Here is an 18,135-nt window from a genome sequence, read left to right as displayed (position 1 = left end):
ACACGCTCCGCTCGCGCAAAGGTACGCAGGAACGCCGCGGAAGATGTGGTGTGTTACCTACCTAGTGTAAGGCCTGACCCAGTGGTTCCTTGTTCCGCCTTGGGGGTAGTGGGCTTGCTTACAATAAAATTTTCTGGCCCAGCAATACTGCTCGGCTTCAGCCACCGTTACCATCGTCGATTAAAATTGTCTTACTTGTAGATATGCCAATGTCCCTAGCCACTCTATCCCTGCCCCAAATTCGTCAGCGCCTGAATCTGATGCTGGTGCTGGGTGCTTCGCTCACGCTTAGCGTAGTGCTGATTACTTTTCGGGTGTTCCTGACGCACCAGATTACGTTTGTGTTCCTGCTGTGGAATTTGTTTCTGGCCCTGATACCGTTTGGATTGAGCACCATGCTCGGACTGTCGGCCGGGCGCTTGAAAGCGCGTGTATTGCTGCCAGTGGGAGCAGTGTGGCTGCTGTTTTTCCCCAACGCTCCTTACATACTTACCGACCTATTTCACTTAGAGCCCCGCGCTGCAGTACCCTATTGGTACGACCTCGCCCTGATTCTTACCTGCGCTTGGAACGGGGTAATGCTGGCCTATGCCTCCCTTAGCGACATGCACGCGCTCGTGGCGCGCCGCCTGGGCTGGTGGAGTGGCTGGGCCTTCGCGACGGTAGCCCTGGTGCTCAGCTCCTTTGGTATCTTCCTGGGCCGCTACCTACGTTTCAACAGCTGGGACGTGGTGACCAACCCGCTAGCGTTATTTTACGACATCATCAGCTGCATTTTGCACCCCCGGGCCCACCTCGATGCCTGGGGCGTAACTGTGCTGTACGGGGTGTTTCTGCTGCTTGGCTACGCTACTGTGCGCCTAATGGGGCAAGTAGGAGAAGGTGCTGAGACAGCTAGGTAACTAGAGTGTATGGGCGGTGAAGCGCCGTAAAAGGTGCCGGCGCAATGCATAACAGGCAGCTTGAGCCGGGGCGCCACCGGCATTGGTAATGACCACGAAGGCTACCTTCTGGCTTGGGACCGTAAAGGTGTGGCAGAAGAAGGTGCCCACCGTGCCGTCATGAAAGCTAAATCTAGCTCCCGAACCCGTAAACGTACCGTTGCCCCAACCATACGCATAAGCTTCCTGACCAAAGTGTAGCTGCTGGTAGGTAGCTGCCCGAAGGTAGTTAGCTTGCTCCAGGAGCCCCAGTAGGTGCAGCTGTACAAAGCGCGCGTAATCGGGTAGGGGCATAGCCACGTCCCCGGAAGGAGCCAGGAAATCCTGAATATGGTAGGGTATGGATGGCTCCAGCGCCGTAAACACCGAGTCGGTAGGGGATTCCAGCCAATGGCCCCAGGGTTGGGTAGCATCCTGCCGATTAGGAAATCCTATCCGGTGCCGGTAGCCTAGGGTGCGGAATGTGCGCGCCACCAGCTCCTCCCACGAACGATGGCTCACCCGCTCCAGCATGAGAGCCGCCAGTGCGTAGCCACCATTGGAGTAAGCAAATGGCGATTGGTTGGGCACTGCGGGGCTTTCCTGTAGCGTGTGCAAGGCAAATTGCAGGCGTTTTTGGGAAATCGAACCACTGAAAGAAGGTAGGGCGTCTATTTCTGGCCCGCTTGCGTAGGGACGAATGCCGGCACGGTGTGAGAGGAGGTCGGCAAGCGTGATGGCGGCGTACTCCGTCCGAACCTTGCCGCGCAGTTCGGGCACTATTGCCGCTAGCGGCGAATCCCACCGAATTTTGCCCTGCTCTACCAGCTTGGCAGCAATAAAGCTGGTAATACCCTTAGTATTGGAGCCAATGTGAAAAAAGTCGGTAAAGGCGGCTGGTGCGGGCTTCCCTTGTTGGCGCACGCCCCCGTGCAGGTAGCGAATACCAGTAGGCTCTATCACGGCGGCAAGCAACGCCGGAATCCTATGCACCTGAATCAGGCTGTCCAACGTGGGCTGGCTACTAGCAAGAGACTGCCCCTGCGCAAAATTGACAGGTAAGCAGAACGCAAAAACACTTGCTAGGTACTTCATATCAGAAAGGGTGCGGGCGCCGGGAAAACGCTTGTGGAGTGCCGTGTATGAAGTAGCGGGTTACCTGCTTCGCTGCTGGTTCTGAGAGCGCTAGGCTCCGTGGTGTTCAGGTTGGCAAGATAGAAGGCAAAGCAATCTAAAATACAAGGGCCCAGGAACCCCATAGTTTATCTGCTGGCTGCGTACTGCAAAAATCACCTTGGCCCGCTACCTTGCCTCTCCCATGATGCACCTGCAAACCGATTCGCCCGACGCCCCCACCATGACGTGGGAGCGACTCCTGAGCCGCCGCCGCTACCCCGATCAGCCCCAACTGCACGTAGTAACCGACGCCCCGCCCGTTCGTGGGGCCTTCGTGGCCGACTACGACCGGGTGGTATTCAGCTCAGCGTTTCGGCGGTTGCAGCGCAAAACCCAGGTGATGCCGCTGCCTGAAACTGATTTTGTGCATACTCGCCTCACGCACTCGCTGGAAACGGCCAGCGTAGGACGCTCCTTGGGGCGCTTGGGCGGCCGACTGCTGCTGGAAGAAACGGCGGGCCTAGCTCAACTGCTGCCTCACTTCGATAGTGACTTGGGCGATATTGTGGCGGCGGCCTGCCTAGCGCACGACATTGGCAATCCTCCGTTTGGGCATTCCGGGGAAGATGCTATATCAGCCTACTTCCGCAGCCCCGCCGCCGAGCCGTTTGTGCGCGTGCTCAACGCCGCTCAGCGGGCCGATTTGCAGCAGTTCGAGGGCAATGCCGCGGGCTTTCGCATCCTTACCCATACCTACGCCGCACATAGCTCGGGCTCGGCTGGCCTGGGCCTTACGTACGCTACGCTAGGGGCTTTCACGAAGTACCCCCGGCCTTCTATTCTAGATGAGGCCGGCAGCACGCGGGGCACCAGTGAGAAGAAGTACGGCTATTTCCAGACGGAAGCACCCCGCTTTCAGGAAGTAGCGCGGGAGCTTGGCCTGCTACCCAAGCCGCCCGGCACCGACGTAGGAGGCTTCTACCATCGGCACCCGCTGGCCTTTTTGGTGGAGGCAGCCGATGACCTGTGCTTCCGCATCATCGACTTTGAAGACGGCCTGAAGCTGGGCCTGATTCCATGCGAAACCGGCTTACAACTACTGCGCGACTTGCTAGGCGACGCTCCCGGCCGGCGTGGTTCCATTGAGTGGCGCGACTGGCGCGAGGAACTCGGCTACCTACGGGCTCGCCTCATCAACCGCTTGGTGCAGCAAACCGCTCGTCTGTTTGCCGACCGGGCCGACGACCTGCTGCGGGGGCATTCTGATGAGCCCCTGGTGCAGCAGCTCGACTGCTGGCCTCAGTTGCAGCATATGCACCAGCTTACCATGGAGCATCTCTACCGGAGCCGCCCAGTACTGGAAACCGAGGCGGCCGGCTTCGAGGTACTGGCCGGTCTGCTCGATGCCTTCCTGCACGCCACCTTCGACCCGCAAGCCAGTGCCCGCTCGCGCCGGCTGCTACAACTGCTACCTGAGCAATTCCGAGCTATTGGCCCCCAGGAAGGCACCTCAGCCTACGAGCAAATTGTACTGCTTACGGACTACATCGGAGGCCTTACGGACCAAAATGCAATGAGCCTATTCCGAACTATTCGGGGGATTGAGCTCCCGAAAATATTCTGATAACTACTAGGTAAGCGTACCCTATGGTGCTGATTTAGAATGCAGCAAGCAGAACTGTAGTGTGCAGGAATAGCCCAGAATATAGTTAGGTTTGCATAGTTCTTGACTTGCCGACCTTCGTGAAATATTGGCTCCTCCTATTGCTGCTGCTTGCCAGCCCGGTTACCTGGGGGCAAGGAACTTCTCTTCAACGAATACAGACGCAGCTACAGGCGCACCCCCAGCAAGATACCGGAAGAGTCAACCGGCTTAACCTCCTGGCGTTCGAGCAGCGTTCCTCTGCCCCGCGCGAGTCTAAAGCAACCTTTGAAGAAGCGTTGCGGCTAGCTAAGCGGCTAGGCTACACGTTTGGGCGGGCAAAGGCGGAGTTGGGGCTTGGGTTCTACTACCGCAAGCGCAACGAACATGGCCCGGCTCAGCGCTACACCGAGCGTGCCCGCCAAGGGTTTGCCCAAGTGCATGATTCCCTCAACCACCTGGCGTGCGTGTATAATCTGGCCTACATCTACTTCGGCCAGGGCAACTATGCGCAGGCCCTGTCGCACGCTCAGCAAGGATTGTCGCTGGCTGAAAAGCTCAATAACCCGCACTGGCTGGTACTGATGAACGCCCAGTTAGGCATCATTAGCACCCAGCTAGGAGAGTACGTAAAGGCCGAGTTCTACCTTCTGCACTGCCGGCAGCTCTCCGCGCAGCATAACAACCAATCGGGCGTTTCCCAGAGCTTGCGTGGGCTCGGCGACTTGTATCGCACGCAAGGTAAGTGGCATACTGCACGGCAGTATTATGAGCAGGATGCGGCCCTAGCCTCTCGCTTGGGTGATGTGCCTGGGCACTTGGTAGAAGAATTCAACATTGCCGATATGTACGAGCGGCAAGGGCACTATCCCGAAGCCTTCACCGTTGGTTACCGGGCCCTGGCGCAACTGCGCAAGCTTGATGTAATTGGCTATCTACCCTGGACGCAGCTAGTGCTGGCTCGCGCCCATCTGCACACCGGCCGCCCCGATAGTGCCCTGGTGTATGGTCAGGCCAGTTTGGCAGCAAGCCTGCGCAGTGGGGTGAAAGAGAACGTGCGCGACGTAAGCCGGGTGCTCACTGAAGCCAGCGCCAAGCTGGGCCGTTATCAGGACGCCTACCGCTACCAGCGCCTGTCGAGCATCTATCAGGATAGTTTGAGTAGCCGGGAGCTTATCCGGCGGACGGCCGCCTTGCAGTACGGCTACGAATTGTCGCGCCGGCAAGTGCGCATTCAGCAGCTGACCCAGCACGCCGAACAGATTCGGCAGCAAAACCGCCAGCAACAGTGGCTATTGGGAGTTGCATTGCTAGGGCTGACGGTGGTAGGAGGGCTGAGTGCGGTTTTGTGGCGCAACAACCAGCAGAAACAGCGGGCCTACGCGCTGCTAGAGCAACAACAGACCCAGCTGATAGCCACGCAGAAACAGCTGGTGGCTTCCGAGAAGTGGGCGTTCGTTGGGGAGTTGTCGGCCGGTATTGCGCACGAGCTGCAAAATCCACTCAACTTCATGAAGAAGTTTGCTGAGGTAAGTGTGGGACTGCTCAGTCAGGAATCTGCTAGCCAAGATGCTTCCGACCTTCAGCAGGAGATAGTAGCTGGACTACGTCAAAACCTGCAAGAGATTAGCCAGCACGGGCAGCGGGCCTCGGCCATCATTGCCGATATGCTGGCCCATGCGCGCACCGGCACCAGCCAGCGCCAGCCCACCGACCTAAATGGCCTCATTCAAGAGTATTTGCGCCTGGCTTACGAGGGACTACAGGCGCAGGATGCCTCCTTCCAAGCCACGCTCACCACCGACTTACATCCCCAGGTGGGGCAGGTGAGTGTAGTAGCCACGGAAATTGGGTGCGTGCTCCTGAATCTGTTTACCAATGCCTTCCACGCCGTTACGGCCCGCATGCTCTTAGAACCCGAAGGCTACGCACCTGCCGTGAGTGTGAGTAGTAGCCAAGAAGGTGAACACGTCTTTATCCGGGTCAGAGACAACGGTACGGGCATGTCCGAGGAAATCAAAAACAAAGTGTTTCAGCCCTTTTTCACGACGAAGCCCGTGGGTGTAGGTACGGGCCTGGGGCTGTCGTTGGCTCACGACATTATCACGAAAGGACATGGCGGTACCATACGGGTAGAAACCGCAGAGGGCATTTTTACGGAGTTCACGGTAGGGTTGCCCCGCTAAAACCAGCAGGGTAGTAGAAAACCAACCGCCATAATCTGGCCCTGCCGGCAGTGCTCTAGGGAAGTTGGCGCAAGACGGTATCAAGCGGTTGGCGCCGAAGTAGCTGCTGATACTGCCGCCACAGGCGGTCTTGCTGCTGGCGTTGCTCCTGCTTCTTAAATAGCCGCACTTTGTACTTGCTGCCCGGCGTGCGGTGCAGGTTTACGAAGATAAGGCCCCGGCTGGGCTGGCGTGCGGCGGCCCCGCTCTTAATCTCATCTATACGTTTGGTGTTGTTGCCGAAAAGCGCCTGTAGTGGGCTCAGGCCCATATATAAGTTGGCACGCCCGTCGAGGTAGTATTCGCCGCTCACGGCCATATCCGTTAGATTACTGTTCAAGTGCAAATCGGGAATAAGCAACCGCCGGCCGTCCAGCACAAAGCGGGGACTTACGGGCTCGAAGTATAGATGGCTGGTGCGCTCCTTCCGCAGAAATCGTAGCGCCTGCTCAATGGCCGTTACGTTTAGCAGCTCCAGATTCTGCAGGTCGGTTTTGAGGTAGGCGTGGGTATAGGTCAGATCGGGTAGGAAGTCATTGTCGAGGGCGGTGTGCACATCGGCATCACACTGCATACTACCCCGGATGTTGGCCGCCGTTAGGACATCAAAGTTCAGAGCCTCCGCCAGCCGAAATAGGTCTGGCAGGTGAATTTGCTGCAAACGCATCTGCGCATGCAGTGGATGCTGGTTATTGGGATTATTAGTTTCTAACCGCCCGCGTAAGGAAATCTTACCGCCAAAGGCAAGGAGCGAGCAAGTATCGAGTAAAGCCTGGCCCGCCCGCAGGCGAGTAGTCAAGCGGAACTCACTGCCTCGTAAAACGGCATACCGCACCTGGTTGGCCGAAACCCGCACTTGCGCCTTGATAGTGCCGTCTAGAATCGGCGACGTTTCATTACGCGGGCCCATTGGGCTTGCTCCTCCCGGGTTAGGAGCGGGCGGTGGTGCTAATCCCGCGAAAAGCTGAAGTAACCGCTGAATATCGAGCGTAGCGTAGTGTAGGTCGAGGTTAGCAGTGGCGGCGGCTAGCTGTTTTTCGTGCACGCGGGCACTGGCAGTAATGCGCCCCCGCCCACCCGCGCTAGTGGCAAAGGTGAGATAGGGCACATGAAAGCTGGTAGCTGTTTTGTCGAGGCGCAGGCGCAGGTTGCGCAAAGACTCACTGCCGGGTAAGCGCACTGTTTGCACCGAAGCTAGCAGTTGCCCGTTGGCGGCCAGTAGCACCTCTCGCAGGGTGGGGTCGGAAGGACCAGAGCGGGTAGTGCGCGTAGGTCGGCGCAGCACCGAGAGCAGCCGCCGGTATTCCAGCGTGCCAAAGTGCACTTGTAGTTGCGCCGCCACGGGCTGCAAATGAATAGTGTCTGTAGGCCAGCTAACGACTCCGCTTACCTGCCCACCCCAGGCCTGGCCGCGAATGTTGCGTAACTGCACGCGGTGCCCATCGTGGTAAACCGTGGTGGCAAGTTGGTAGAGGGTGTCTGCCGGTAAGATGAACTGCGCACACCGCAGCCGGATGTTTAGGCGCAGGCCGGGCGGCAAAATATTGAGGGCACGAGATGCTAGCTGCTGGTTGCGGGTGCGGCCCGGAGGCAGGGGAGGCGGAGTTGGCTTGGGCTGGCGCGAAGGTGCAGCCAACAGTCGCCGGAGTTGGGGCAGGAACAGCTTGTCAACTGCAAACGTGCCTGTCACGGTAGTTGTAGGATGCTGGCCCGATGCATACGCCAGTAGGTAAGTAGTAGTGGCGTTAGCTTGCACGTTCATCCCGTTTAGCCTGCCCGATAAGTTCTCCAATGTCCAGAGACTGTCGCGCAGCCCTACCCGTACGTTCAGCCCCGACATATCGGCTCCTCGGCTGGGTATTGTGAAAGAGGCGTTTCGTAGGGTAACAGTACCCCGCGCCGCCAGCGGAAGCAGCAAGGAATCAGCCGTTGCTTGGCTTGGGCGAACGGGTAGTGGGCCATTCAGCCGCAGGTTCAGCGTGGCCTCACCTCCGCGGGCTCTCCATAATTCGGGAGCCACAATAGCCGCTAGGTTTTGCAAGTCGGTGCGGCCGCGCACCTGCCCACTCAGAGCCGGCCGGGTAAAGTCTCGTACCGTCAGCACCGCATCCAACTCTCCAGTTGACGAGTAAAGGCGACACTGCTGAAAGGTAAGGTAGGTTGTCTTCGGGTTGTGGCCGGGGCCATTATCGTACACCCCGCGCGCATCCCACCGCCGAATGCGCCGCCCAGAGTCGGCCCATTGAATTTGGGCGTCGCGCAGCTGAAACGACAAGACCGTACGCGGGCGGACTGTCGGCCCGCTCAGGCCGCGGATGGTGTAGCGAATGTGCGCGCGGCTAGGGCTTTTGGCCTCTGCCACAAAGCGGTGCAGGTTAGTAGGCAATGCTACCCGTAGCACTTCCAAGAGTGGTTGGGTACCTTCAAACGTTAAATTCAACTGGGTGCCCCGCCGCTCGCCCAGCCCTGCTGCCTTGTGGGTGCCTGAAATCAGGACCGTGTCGCCATTGAGCGTCGCTCGGGTCCGTTGAAACGTACCTTGGCGCTCCCCAAAGTTGTAGGCGTACCGTATTTGCGTCCACACGGGCTCCTGCTCAAACAAGTTGCCTCGCCCGCTTCGTAGAAATTGCAGCTGCCCCCGCATCGTGCCTCGCACCTGGGCTACTCCGTTGCGCGTCCGGGCCACCAACTGTGCTTGCGCTACGTGCGCCGCGTAGCCACTATGGTGCAAGTCGTTACGGTCCGTTACGTGCAGGTTGCGGACCGTCAAAGATGCCAAGTCAAAGTCGGGCGGAATGGTAGGAGTGGCTTTGCGGGGTCCACGACCGTGCAGGCCCCAGTCGCGGCCCTGCCCATCAGTGTACTGCCGAAACTCGGCGTCCTCCACTGTAATATGGTCGATCTGAACGCGGCCCCATAGCAACTGGCTAACTGTTAGGCGCAGATCGGCGCGGCCAATGCGCAGGACAGGCACCGAGTGCCGGTAGGCGGTGTCGGTAAGCTGCACGTGATGCAGAGAGGCTGTCAGATGCGGAAAGTCGCGCAGCAGCGAGAAATCAACCTGAAAGGGTGCCAGCACTAGGTCGGAGTTTTGCGCCAGTCGCTCCCGAACCTGCCGTTCTATCTGCCTTCGCCCCCAACTAGAGCCCAGCAGGCCTGCAACAACTCCTACCGCCACCACAAGCACTACCACGCCCAGACCTAGTAGTTGACGGAAGGAAGGGCGTTTCATACCGGAGCGGAGGGAGACAAGAGAAGGTGAGTACCGGCACTTCTACGCAGAAAGTAGCTGAACGGTACAGCTAGCAGGAGGGCGCCTATTTATCTGGGGAAGTAGGGCGGCTATTCTAACCGGGAAATCTACCCAGCGCATAGGATTGAGCCAACAGGCCCAAGCAGTTTGCTGCCTGGCTCGATTAGGGTGCTACGTTACTGTTGGAAACTACCAAAAAGAAAAATGGTGAGGTGAATAGTCTTAAGCAGTGCTTTGCTTCTGACCATTCACCTCACCGTTTTAATTACCTATACGAACGCCGTGGGGTTGCTTATTCCCACTCAATAGTTGCTGGTGGCTTGGAGCTAATGTCGTATACCACGCGGTTGATGCCGCGCACCTGATTGATAATGCGGTTAGATACGTCGGCCAAGAACTCGTAGGGGAGGTGAGCCCAGTCGGCCGTCATGCCATCCACGCTGGTTACGGCGCGCAGTGCTACCACCTGCTCATACGTACGCTCATCGCCCATCACTCCCACGCTCTGAATGGGTAGCAGCATCACGCCAGCTTGCCACACCTTCTCGTACAGGCCGTGCGCTTTCAGGCCATTGATGAAGATGGCATCGGCGCGCTGAAGCAAGTCTACTTTCGCGGGGGTGATATCGCCCAGAATGCGAATACCCAAGCCAGGCCCAGGGAAGGGGTGGCGGTGCAAAATATTGTGGGGCAAGCCCAGCGTGTCGCCCACTTCACGCACCTCATCCTTGAACAAGGCCCGCAACGGCTCCACAATGCGGAGGTTCATCTTTTCAGGCAGGCCCCCTACGTTGTGGTGGCTCTTGATGGTCACGGCCGGGCCTTTCACTGACACGGACTCAATTACATCGGGGTAGATGGTACCTTGGGCTAACCAACGGGCACCCTGTACCTTCTGCGCTTCCTGATCAAATACTTCGATGAAGGTGCGGCCAATGGCTTTGCGCTTCTGCTCGGGGTCGGTGAGGCCAGCCAGCGCGTCATAGAATGCCTGGGAAGCATCTACGCCGCGCACATTAAGGCCCAGGTCTTGGTAGGAGTGAAGAACATCTTCAAACTCGTCTTTGCGCAGCAAGCCATTGTTGACAAAGATGCCGTGCAAACGCGGGCCGATAGCCCGGTGCAGGAGCAAAGCCGCCACCGAAGAGTCTACCCCGCCCGACAGGCCCAGAATTACTTGGTCTTCCTCGCCAATAGTGCGCTGCAGGGTTTCTACCATGCTATCCACAAAATGCTCCGGCGTCCAGCTCTGATCAAGCCCGCAAATGCCCACCACAAAGTTCTGCAGGAGGGTTTTGCCATCCGTCGAGTGCGTTACTTCGGGGTGGAACTGAATACCGTAGGTTGGCTGGCCTGCAATGTGGAAGGCAGCTACTGCTACTTCGGGGGTGCTGGCAATGATGTCGAAGCCGGCTGGGAGCGTCTTGATGGTATCACCGTGCGACATCCATACCTGCGACTCTGTAGGCACGCCGTGCAGCAAGGGTGAATCGTGGTGTACGCGGGCCAGGCGGGCGCGGCCGTACTCCCGAATGGTGGCGGGCATTACATCGCCACCCTGCTGATGCGCCAGCAATTGGGCGCCGTAGCATACGCCCAGCACGGGCACCTGGCCGAGGTACTTGCTCAGGTCAGGATTGGGCGAATTGGCGTCGCGTACGGAGCAGGGCGAGCCCGAAAGCACCACGCCCCGGATGTCCTCAGTGAGGTCCGGGGCGTGCGTATACGGATGGATTTCGCAGTAAACATTCAATTCCCGGATGCGTCGGGCAATGAGTTGGGTGTACTGCGACCCAAAATCAAGAATCAGGATTTGTTGAGGCATGGCACAAAAGTAAGTACCTGGCCGGGGCGTACAAAATCCGCGCGTGTTCTTTCTACATCTGAACTCCCCTAAAATGCCTGCTCGCATAGGATTTGCGTGCATTGGGCGAGAACTCAATTCGTAGAATAAAAGCCCCGTGTAATATTGTTCAACATCATAGCCAACCGAAGCTCGTTTTTCGGTAGTTTAGATGGCTCCTTCTCCTTCCATTTCTGCTCGCAATGAAAACGTTACGTTATCTGCTCGCACTATTTTTGCTGCTGCCGCTGACCCTGCTCGCCCAAACCCGAGCGGCCAAGCCTACCCAGTTACCCCCGGCTGCCATGGCCACTATAGCCGCCCAGCCTGCTACCGCAGCGCCCAAGGTAGCGGGGTCTGCTACTCCTGCGTCGCACGTTATCAGTGGCATCGTGCTTAGCACGAGTGGAGTGCCATTGGCGGGCGCTACTGTAGAGCTAGCCTTGGAAAGAAGTCATACCAGCAGCACCAATGCTGACGGGATGTTTATGCTGCGTACCACGGCCACCGCGCCAACCCTGATAGTGAGCTACGCCGGATACCAGCAAGTACAAGTAACTGTGGACTCAGGACGGCCAGTTTCGGTGGAAATGCAGCCCATCCGGAATTATGCCCAGCAGCTCAAGCAGCAAAGTAAGGCTGCAAACAAAGCTTATCGGAAGCGCTAAAATTTCTGGGCAGCCCCTGGTTGCGTAGTCTGGCTAGTAGATTATTACCTAGCTACTTACTCCCAGAACAAGATCCAGGTAGTATAGGAACGGCAGCAGTATTGTGAAAAAAATATGAGCCTGCTTGTCCTAATCCGCCAAATATGTGCTTACCTTTGCACCGGCGAGTCAGAACGACCAGCTCCTGCTGAACTCCCCCAGGACCGGAAGGTAGCAAGGGTAGGTGGTTGAGCGGTGCGATTTTGGCTCGCTTTTTTTTGTCCTTACAGTTCCATTTTGTCTGGTCTGCTAGCTAGGCGGCATAAAGAGAACTACTCGCATACAAAACGAAAGGCGCTTCGCAAGGGGCGCCTTTCTGCGTTCGAGGCCATTCCGTTATGGCTGTACACGACAAGCCAGCTACAAAATCCGGACAATGCGTTTAATCCGATAAATCCGTGATTAGCTTTGGGGCATCTTTGTTTCCAACCTACCCGCATGAAATTCTTCATTGACACCGCTAACCTGAAGGACATTCAGGAGGCCGTAGAGCTGGGCGTGCTCGACGGCGTGACCACCAACCCTTCGCTGATGGCTAAGGAAGGCATTAAGGGTACGGACGCAGTGATGAGCCACTACCGCCAGATTTGCGAGTTGGTGGACGGCGATGTTTCGGCCGAAGTAATTGCTACCGACTACGATGGTATCATCCGGGAGGGGGAGGCGCTAGCCGACCTGCACCCCAACATTGTGGTGAAGGTGCCCATGATTAAGGATGGCATCAAGGCCATCAAGTATTTCTCCGAGAAAGGTATTAAAACGAACTGCACGCTGATTTTCTCGGCGGGCCAAGCGTTGCTCGCAGCCAAAGCAGGCGCTACGTACGTGTCGCCTTTCGTAGGTCGCCTCGACGACATCGGACATGATGGCCTGCAACTGATTCAGCAGATTGTAGATATCTTCTCAAATTACGGCTACCCCACGCAGGTGCTGGCCGCTTCGGTGCGCCATGTTCCTCACCTCATTCAGTGCGCTGAGCTTGGAGCCGATGTAGTGACGTGTCCGCTCAACGTTATTACTGGCTTGCTTAGCCACCCGCTCACCGACAAAGGCTTAGCTACTTTCCTGGCCGACCACAAGAAGGTCAACGGGTAGAGAAGTAATGTGCATACTGTGAGAGATGTGCTGAACGCAGTAGAAAGCCCTTGTCACATTTCTCACTTATTCACGTTTCGCACTTCGTACTTATGTACATCATCAAAGTAAAAGGCAAGGCCAAGATTCCGGATTACATTCAGCTGCGTGATGAGCACTTTGTGCTCATCGCCTATTTCCGCGCTGATCGGCCTCTGAAGGATTTACACCGCTACGGGCTAGAGAACAAGGAAACCGAACTGGCCGCTGTCATTTCTAACCTGGAGTTTGGGAAGCTGCAAAAGCTGGAAGTCTAACACTAGTCGTACGTAGCCTACCTCCGCTGCTCCCGAGTCCGCAAGAACCCACCGCTTATGTCCGTTATTGAGCTGCACGATGCGTATGTGATGCAGGACGTGAACACCGTGCTGCAGAAGGTCACGTTTACGCTCGAAAAAGGCGAATTCGCCTACCTAGTGGGACGTACGGGCTCGGGCAAAAGCTCCCTGCTAAAGACTCTCTATGCCGACTTGCCCTTGCCCGCGGGTACGGGTACGGTAGTTGGGTTTCCCTTGCCCAAGCTAGCGGGTAGCACCAAGGTTCCGTACCTGCGGCGGAAGCTGGGCATCATTTTCCAGGATTTTCAGCTGCTTTTTGATCGGAGCGTTGCCGATAACTTACTTTTTGTCCTGAATGCCACCGGTTGGAGAGGTAAAGCGCGCAAGCAGCAGCGCATTTCAGAAGTGCTTATGCGAGTAGGGCTAGCCAACGCGGCTTCTAAGATGCCGCATCAGCTTTCCGGGGGCGAACAGCAGCGCGTAGTTATAGCCCGAGCCTTGCTCAATGAGCCTCTGTTGCTACTTGCGGACGAGCCCACGGGCAACCTTGACCCGGATGTGGCCGACAGCATTATGCGCTTGTTTGTGGAAATCAACAACTCAGGTACTGCGGTGCTTATGGCTACTCACAACTACCAGATTATCAACAAGTACCCTAAGCGCGTGCTCAAATGTGAGCAGGGCCAGCTACTAGATTCCGCTACCAAACCGTTTCATCTGCACGCAGATAGCTAAAAGGAGAGAGGTATAGCCTGCCTGATCAGCTGGGCTTACTAGCTGCTACTTCTACCCTTTAACGCTCCTTTTCAGTGAATCACCCCGGGCTTTCAGTATTGATTCCGGTATACAACCGCGACGTGACGCCTCTCGTGCGTCGGTTGTTGGTGCAGGCGGCTACTTGGGGCGAGCTCGTTGAGATTCACTGCCTAGATGACGGCTCGGCGCCAGAGTACCGGTTGCGCAATCGGATGCTAACAACCATTGCTGGGGTTGAGTATGAGGAACTGGGCTATAATGTAGGCCGCTCGGCGGTGCGCAATCGGTTGGCCGCCAAAGCCCGCTATGAGTGGCTGCTGTTGCTCGACAATGATAGCCTACTACCCGATGGTCATTTCCTGACCCGGTACGCCGCCGCCCGCGACCTAGCACCTGTGCTTTCGGGTGGCACGGCCTACGAAGGTAGTGCCCCGCCCGATGCATCATTGCGGTTGCGTTGGCTTTATGGTCGAAGCCGAGAAGCCCGCTCGGCGGCCGTACGTCAGCGGGCCCCCCACGGCCAGCTGACCCTCAACAACCTCCTGATTCAGACTGATTTGTTCCGGCGCTTTGGGCTCGACGAAAGCCTGACTCGTTATGGGCACGAAGACACCAAGTTTGGGTGGCTGCTACGCCAGCACGGGGTGAATGTGGTGCACGTGGATAACCCAGTGCTGCATGATGGACTGGAGCCGGCCACTGTCTTCCTAGCCAAAACCCACGATGCCGTTCGCAACCTCGTGCAGCTCTATAAGGCAGAAGGTCTGGGAGCAGAAACCAAGTTACTGCAAGCTGCGCTACGCCTCCAGCGCTGGGGGCTGAGCGAAGCTGTATGCACCGCTTTTCGGCTGCGAGAAGCCCACGTGCGTAGCAACTTGCTTTCCCAGAATCCAAGCCTGCGCCAGCTTGACGCCTTGAAATTGTACTGGTTGCTGGAGGAGCTAACGCAGCCGTTCCAATACCAACTGAAAGCGCCGACCTTCCTAAAGGAAAGCCGGCGCCCAGCCTAAGTTACTTATAAAGGAAGACTAGTTTTTCTTGTCGTCCTTACCGTCGAAAACGTCCTTCACGGCGCCTCCTACTTTCTTGCCCACTTTCGCGGCACCTTTGCCTACGTCCTTGCCGGCTTCTTTCACGTCGCTGGCAGTGTTGGAAGCGGCTTGGCCCACTTTGCTACGCTCATCGGCCGTTTCGGCCGATACTTCTTTGGCCTCGCTGCTTACAGCGTCGGCACCTTGAGCGGCGCGAGCTTCCGCTTTGTCGAATGACTTGAAGGCGGCATACTTCAACTTTTCCTTCTGAATCTCGGCCAAGTCGCGGGCTGAGATGTCTTTCTTGACGTCGTCGTAGGCCTCATCCAAGGCGCGCCACTCGGAGTTAATGTAGCGCCAGTCGTCAATGTCATACTTGTCTTCGTTTTGCTTGATGTTGTTCACGAACGACTCGTAGGTAGTGCGGGCGTTAGCTGCCGTTAGTTGGGCCGCTGGCGACATGGGCTTGTAGTATTTCCCGGGCTTTAGGTTGGCAGTGCTGCCGCTGGTGCTAGTAGCAGTGCTACCCGGACGGTTTTTCCACGCCATTTCGCGCCTGTCGTAAGCGGTGGTGTAGCGCGTACGCAGCTGCTCAATTTCCTGGCGGCGGGTGTCGTCGTACTGGTCGGCGTACTTATCTACTGCGGCTACCTTGGTATCAAAGTCTGATTTCAACTGGGCCGTCTCCCGGTCGTAGTCGGCCTCTATCTCATTTCCTACGCTGTCAGCGGCAGTTTCTGTGTTGGCTACAAACGTTTTGAAGTCGTTGTACGCTTCATCACTTTCGGCCGAAATTTCTTGTTTCTGACCTTGGTTGCAACTGGTGGTAGCAGCAACGCCCCCGAGCAGCAGCATGGCCGACAGGGCGTGGAGGGTGACAGTTTTCCTGAGCATAGTAGTGTTGGGGAATAGGAGGGAGGAAACAGCGCAAGCCTACCGTTATGGCCGAGCTTGAGGCGATTAACGGCATCACTTCCTATCAGGTTACGTGGGGTATATGCAGTGGGTTCTACCCCGGACTCTATCTTTGACGTGGTTCTGTTTCTCTGGTTTTCGCTTGTGCCTACTCTTCTCTCTGCTCCGCCTTCGCCTATTCAAATGCTCGACCTTGCTGCTCAGCACGCACCCATTCAGGCTGAGCTGGAAGCCGCTTGGCAAGCAACGCTTACCGAAGCAGCTTATATTCAGGGGCCAGCCGTGCAGCAGTTTGCTCAGGAAGTAAGCCAGTACCTGGGTGGGCCCCACGTAGTGCCCTGTGCCAACGGTACCGACGCCCTTCAACTGGCACTGATGAGCTTGCGCCTGCCGCCTGGCACAGAGGTGCTGGTGCCCGCTTTTACTTATGTGGCTACCCTAGAGGCGGCGGCGGTATTAGGGCTCGTGCCCGTACCCGTTGACGTACGAGCAGATACGTTTGCCCTGGACCCGGTGGCGGCAGCAGCGGCATGCACCCCCCGCACCGGTGCTATTATTGCCGTGCACTTGTTTGGGCAATGTGCAGATTTGGAAGCCTTGCGAGCTATTGCCGAGCGCCAGGGCGTCGCTCTCATCGAAGACAATGCCCAAGCCATTGGAGCCACATTTACTACCAGCCAGGGCACAACGTGGGTAGCCGGCACCGTAGGGGAGGTGGGTACTACTTCATTCTTCCCCAGCAAAAACCTGGGAGGTTTTGGCGATGGGGGGGCGCTGTTCACCCGTGATGAAGCTCGGGCTACCTACCTGCGTCAACTTGCCAACCACGGGCAAACCCGTAAGTACCATCACGAACATATTGGCCTTAACTCTCGTCTCGACACGTTACAGGCTGCACTACTGCGCGTGAAGCTGCGCCATTTGCCCACCTGGACTGCGGCGCGCCAACAGGTAGCAGCTCAGTATGATGCGGCACTGGCTACTATCCCACGCATTGTGCCCCCGGCGCGGGATGGGCGCAGCACGCATGTTTTCCATCAGTACACCGTGCAGGTGCCCGATGAGCCGGGCCAGCGTGCGGCGCTGCAACAGCACCTGGCGGCGCATAAAGTACCCAGCGTAGTGTACTATCCTCAGCCCAACCATCTGCAGCCCGCCTACGCGCATTTAGGCTACCAGGCTGGTCAGTTTCCCGTGGCGGAGCGGTTGTGTCGTACCGTACTGTCGCTGCCCATTCATCCTACGCTTACCGTAGATCAGGTATCATACGTAGGGGATGTGCTCCGGGCATGGCTACCTGTTTGACGTACTAAAAGCTGGTAGAGACCTGTGCCAGTTCAGTATTTGAGCGGATAGCTGGCACTGTTTTTTCTTTTGACCGTATTACTGTCCGCTTACTTTCATTTGTTCTCTTCCATGCGTCGCCCTTTTCTGACCCTCTTCCTGCCGCTGGCTGCTGTTTCTGTGTTAGCTTCAGCTGCCTTCACCTCGCCCCAGCAAGGAATCAACCTGTTTTCTATCAACCAGGATATTGCCCTGGGGGCTCAGGTAGCCAAGCAAACTGATTCGTTATACCGCGCAAAGGGGCAACTGATGGAGCGCTCCAAGAACGCCCGGGCCTACCAATTGCTTGATGGTGTAGTAAAGCGCGTCCTCGACAACGGCAATATCAAGTACCGTACTCAGTTTCCTTGGGATGTACAGATCATCAAGGATGATGCAACCCAGAATGCTTTTGCTACTCCCGGCGGCCACATCTACGTGTTTTCGGGCCTTATTAAGTACCTCGATGATGAAAACCAGCTAGCTGGGGTACTGGGGCACGAAATTGCCCACGCCGACCGGCGCCATAGCACCCAGCAGCTGCAGCAGCAATACGGCAGCAGCATCTTGCTTGGTCTTATTCTGGGCAAGCGCTCCTCCGGCCAGTTGGTCCAGATTGCGGCTGGCTTGGGACAGCTCAAGTTCAGCCGTGGCTTTGAAACCGAAGCCGACAAGTACTCGACCATATACCTCAATGGTACCCGCTACTACTCTTGCGACGGTGCCGCTGGTTTTTTCATCAAGGCTGAAAAGGCCGGTGGGGGAGGTACCCCCGAGTTCCTGAGTACTCACCCCAACCCAGGCTCGCGTATCACTAGCATCCAGCGTAGTGCCCAGCAGCTAGGCTGCACTGGCCGTAGCGTGAACAATAGCAACTTCAATGAGCTAAAGCGGCTGCTCTAGCCCCAAGTGCCGCCGCAATTTGTGCCCCTCAAAAAGCCCATAGCCCTCAAAAAGGAGCTATGGGCTTTGTTTTGTAAGAAACAAACGCA

At 57.1% G+C, this 18,135-nt stretch carries 14 protein-coding genes and 1 other RNA gene; 11 read left to right on the top strand and 4 right to left on the bottom strand.

What is annotated here, in order from left to right:
• Positions 1 to 203 precede the first annotated feature (203 nt).
• A complete protein-coding gene (locus tag CHB83_RS03095) occupies positions 204 to 902 on the top strand; it encodes a DUF1361 domain-containing protein (RefSeq protein ID WP_082455414.1) in 699 nt (232 codons plus the stop codon).
• Here CHB83_RS03095 and CHB83_RS03090 read toward each other — a convergent pair whose 3' ends face one another.
• Positions 903 to 2,015, bottom strand: coding sequence for a serine hydrolase domain-containing protein (locus tag CHB83_RS03090; RefSeq protein WP_089331614.1), 1,113 nt, complete (start codon positions 2,013 to 2,015; stop codon positions 903 to 905).
• Between the two features lie 223 nt (positions 2,016 to 2,238).
• Here CHB83_RS03090 and dgt point away from each other — a divergent pair, with 223 nt between their 5' ends.
• Both dgt and CHB83_RS03080 read left to right on the top strand, forming a co-directional pair.
• A complete protein-coding gene (dgt, locus tag CHB83_RS03085; protein WP_089331613.1) occupies positions 2,239 to 3,660 on the top strand; it encodes a dGTP triphosphohydrolase in 1,422 nt (473 codons plus the stop codon).
• Positions 3,661 to 3,779: 119 nt separating this feature from the next.
• Positions 3,780 to 5,864 carry an ATP-binding protein gene (locus CHB83_RS03080; RefSeq protein ID WP_143436976.1) on the top strand — a complete coding sequence of 695 codons (2,085 nt, stop codon included), beginning with the start codon at positions 3,780 to 3,782 and terminating at the stop codon, positions 5,862 to 5,864.
• A 55-nt stretch (positions 5,865 to 5,919) separates the two neighbouring features.
• Here the strand turns inward: CHB83_RS03080 and CHB83_RS03075 are convergent, their stop codons facing one another.
• Together CHB83_RS03075 and guaA are read right to left on the bottom strand one after the other, a co-directional pair.
• The gene (locus CHB83_RS03075) at positions 5,920 to 9,135 is read right to left on the bottom strand and encodes an AsmA family protein (protein ID WP_089331611.1); all 3,216 of its coding nucleotides are present in this window, start codon (positions 9,133 to 9,135) and stop codon (positions 5,920 to 5,922) included.
• Positions 9,136 to 9,448: 313 nt separating this feature from the next.
• Complete coding sequence (gene guaA / locus CHB83_RS03070; RefSeq protein ID WP_045688198.1) at positions 9,449 to 10,981, bottom strand: glutamine-hydrolyzing GMP synthase; 1,533 nt, start codon at positions 10,979 to 10,981, stop codon at positions 9,449 to 9,451.
• Positions 10,982 to 11,202: 221 nt separating this feature from the next.
• On the opposite strand from guaA, the gene CHB83_RS03065 reads away from it, so the two are divergent.
• The 6 genes from CHB83_RS03065 to CHB83_RS03040 all read left to right on the top strand — a co-directional run bounded on the left by CHB83_RS03065 (position 11,203) and on the right by CHB83_RS03040 (position 14,884).
• On the top strand, positions 11,203 to 11,667 hold the full coding sequence (locus tag CHB83_RS03065; protein WP_089331610.1) for a carboxypeptidase regulatory-like domain-containing protein: 465 nt from the start codon (positions 11,203 to 11,205) through the stop codon (positions 11,665 to 11,667).
• 160 nt (positions 11,668 to 11,827) lie between these two features.
• An RNA gene (gene ffs / locus CHB83_RS03060) (signal recognition particle sRNA small type) lies at positions 11,828 to 11,924 on the top strand.
• A gap of 220 nt (positions 11,925 to 12,144) precedes the next feature.
• Entirely contained in the window at positions 12,145 to 12,801 is a 657-nt protein-coding gene (gene fsa / locus CHB83_RS03055; protein WP_055562350.1) for a fructose-6-phosphate aldolase, read from the top strand.
• A 92-nt stretch (positions 12,802 to 12,893) separates the two neighbouring features.
• Entirely contained in the window at positions 12,894 to 13,097 is a 204-nt protein-coding gene (locus tag CHB83_RS03050; protein WP_045688196.1) for a hypothetical protein, read from the top strand.
• Between the two features lie 57 nt (positions 13,098 to 13,154).
• Positions 13,155 to 13,853 (top strand): cell division ATP-binding protein FtsE, encoded by a 699-nt coding sequence (locus CHB83_RS03045; protein ID WP_045688195.1) that lies wholly within the window; start codon positions 13,155 to 13,157, stop codon positions 13,851 to 13,853.
• Between the two features lie 74 nt (positions 13,854 to 13,927).
• Complete coding sequence (locus CHB83_RS03040; RefSeq protein WP_089331609.1) at positions 13,928 to 14,884, top strand: glycosyltransferase family 2 protein; 957 nt, start codon at positions 13,928 to 13,930, stop codon at positions 14,882 to 14,884.
• Between the two features lie 18 nt (positions 14,885 to 14,902).
• Here the strand turns inward: CHB83_RS03040 and CHB83_RS03035 are convergent, their stop codons facing one another.
• Positions 14,903 to 15,799 (bottom strand): hypothetical protein, encoded by an 897-nt coding sequence (locus CHB83_RS03035; protein ID WP_045688194.1) that lies wholly within the window; start codon positions 15,797 to 15,799, stop codon positions 14,903 to 14,905.
• Between the two features lie 165 nt (positions 15,800 to 15,964).
• Between CHB83_RS03035 and CHB83_RS03030 the strand changes: the two genes are divergently transcribed.
• Positions 15,965 to 17,125, top strand: a complete 1,161-nt coding sequence (locus CHB83_RS03030) for a DegT/DnrJ/EryC1/StrS family aminotransferase (protein WP_245855263.1) — start codon at positions 15,965 to 15,967, stop codon at positions 17,123 to 17,125.
• Between the two features lie 111 nt (positions 17,126 to 17,236).
• Positions 17,237 to 18,046, top strand: coding sequence for a M48 family metalloprotease (locus tag CHB83_RS03025; protein ID WP_089331753.1), 810 nt, complete (start codon positions 17,237 to 17,239; stop codon positions 18,044 to 18,046).
• Positions 18,047 to 18,135: the final 89 nt, after the last annotated feature.

The sequence above is a fragment of the Hymenobacter mucosus genome, assembly GCF_900188255.1.
In the GTDB taxonomy this organism is placed as follows: domain Bacteria; phylum Bacteroidota; class Bacteroidia; order Cytophagales; family Hymenobacteraceae; genus Hymenobacter; species Hymenobacter mucosus.
Note: the sequence above shows the minus strand (reverse complement) of the source record. Positions and strands in the feature narration are given on the sequence as shown.

What these genes read in the sequence shown, in the direction of transcription:
- guaA (WP_045688198.1), bottom strand. Translation starts at nt 10,981, where the DNA reads ATGCCTCAACAAATCCTGATTCTTGATTTTGGGTCGCAGTACACCCAA.
- CHB83_RS03075 (WP_089331611.1), bottom strand. Translation starts at nt 9,135, where the DNA reads ATGAAACGCCCTTCCTTCCGTCAACTACTAGGTCTGGGCGTGGTAGTG.
- CHB83_RS03045 (WP_045688195.1), top strand. Translation starts at nt 13,155, where the DNA reads ATGTCCGTTATTGAGCTGCACGATGCGTATGTGATGCAGGACGTGAAC.
- CHB83_RS03050 (WP_045688196.1), top strand. Translation starts at nt 12,894, where the DNA reads ATGTACATCATCAAAGTAAAAGGCAAGGCCAAGATTCCGGATTACATT.
- CHB83_RS03090 (WP_089331614.1), bottom strand. Translation starts at nt 2,015, where the DNA reads ATGAAGTACCTAGCAAGTGTTTTTGCGTTCTGCTTACCTGTCAATTTT.
- dgt (WP_089331613.1), top strand. Translation starts at nt 2,239, where the DNA reads ATGATGCACCTGCAAACCGATTCGCCCGACGCCCCCACCATGACGTGG.
- CHB83_RS03065 (WP_089331610.1), top strand. Translation starts at nt 11,203, where the DNA reads ATGAAAACGTTACGTTATCTGCTCGCACTATTTTTGCTGCTGCCGCTG.
- CHB83_RS03095 (WP_082455414.1), top strand. Translation starts at nt 204, where the DNA reads ATGCCAATGTCCCTAGCCACTCTATCCCTGCCCCAAATTCGTCAGCGC.
- fsa (WP_055562350.1), top strand. Translation starts at nt 12,145, where the DNA reads ATGAAATTCTTCATTGACACCGCTAACCTGAAGGACATTCAGGAGGCC.
- CHB83_RS03025 (WP_089331753.1), top strand. Translation starts at nt 17,237, where the DNA reads ATGCGTCGCCCTTTTCTGACCCTCTTCCTGCCGCTGGCTGCTGTTTCT.
- CHB83_RS03035 (WP_045688194.1), bottom strand. Translation starts at nt 15,799, where the DNA reads ATGCTCAGGAAAACTGTCACCCTCCACGCCCTGTCGGCCATGCTGCTG.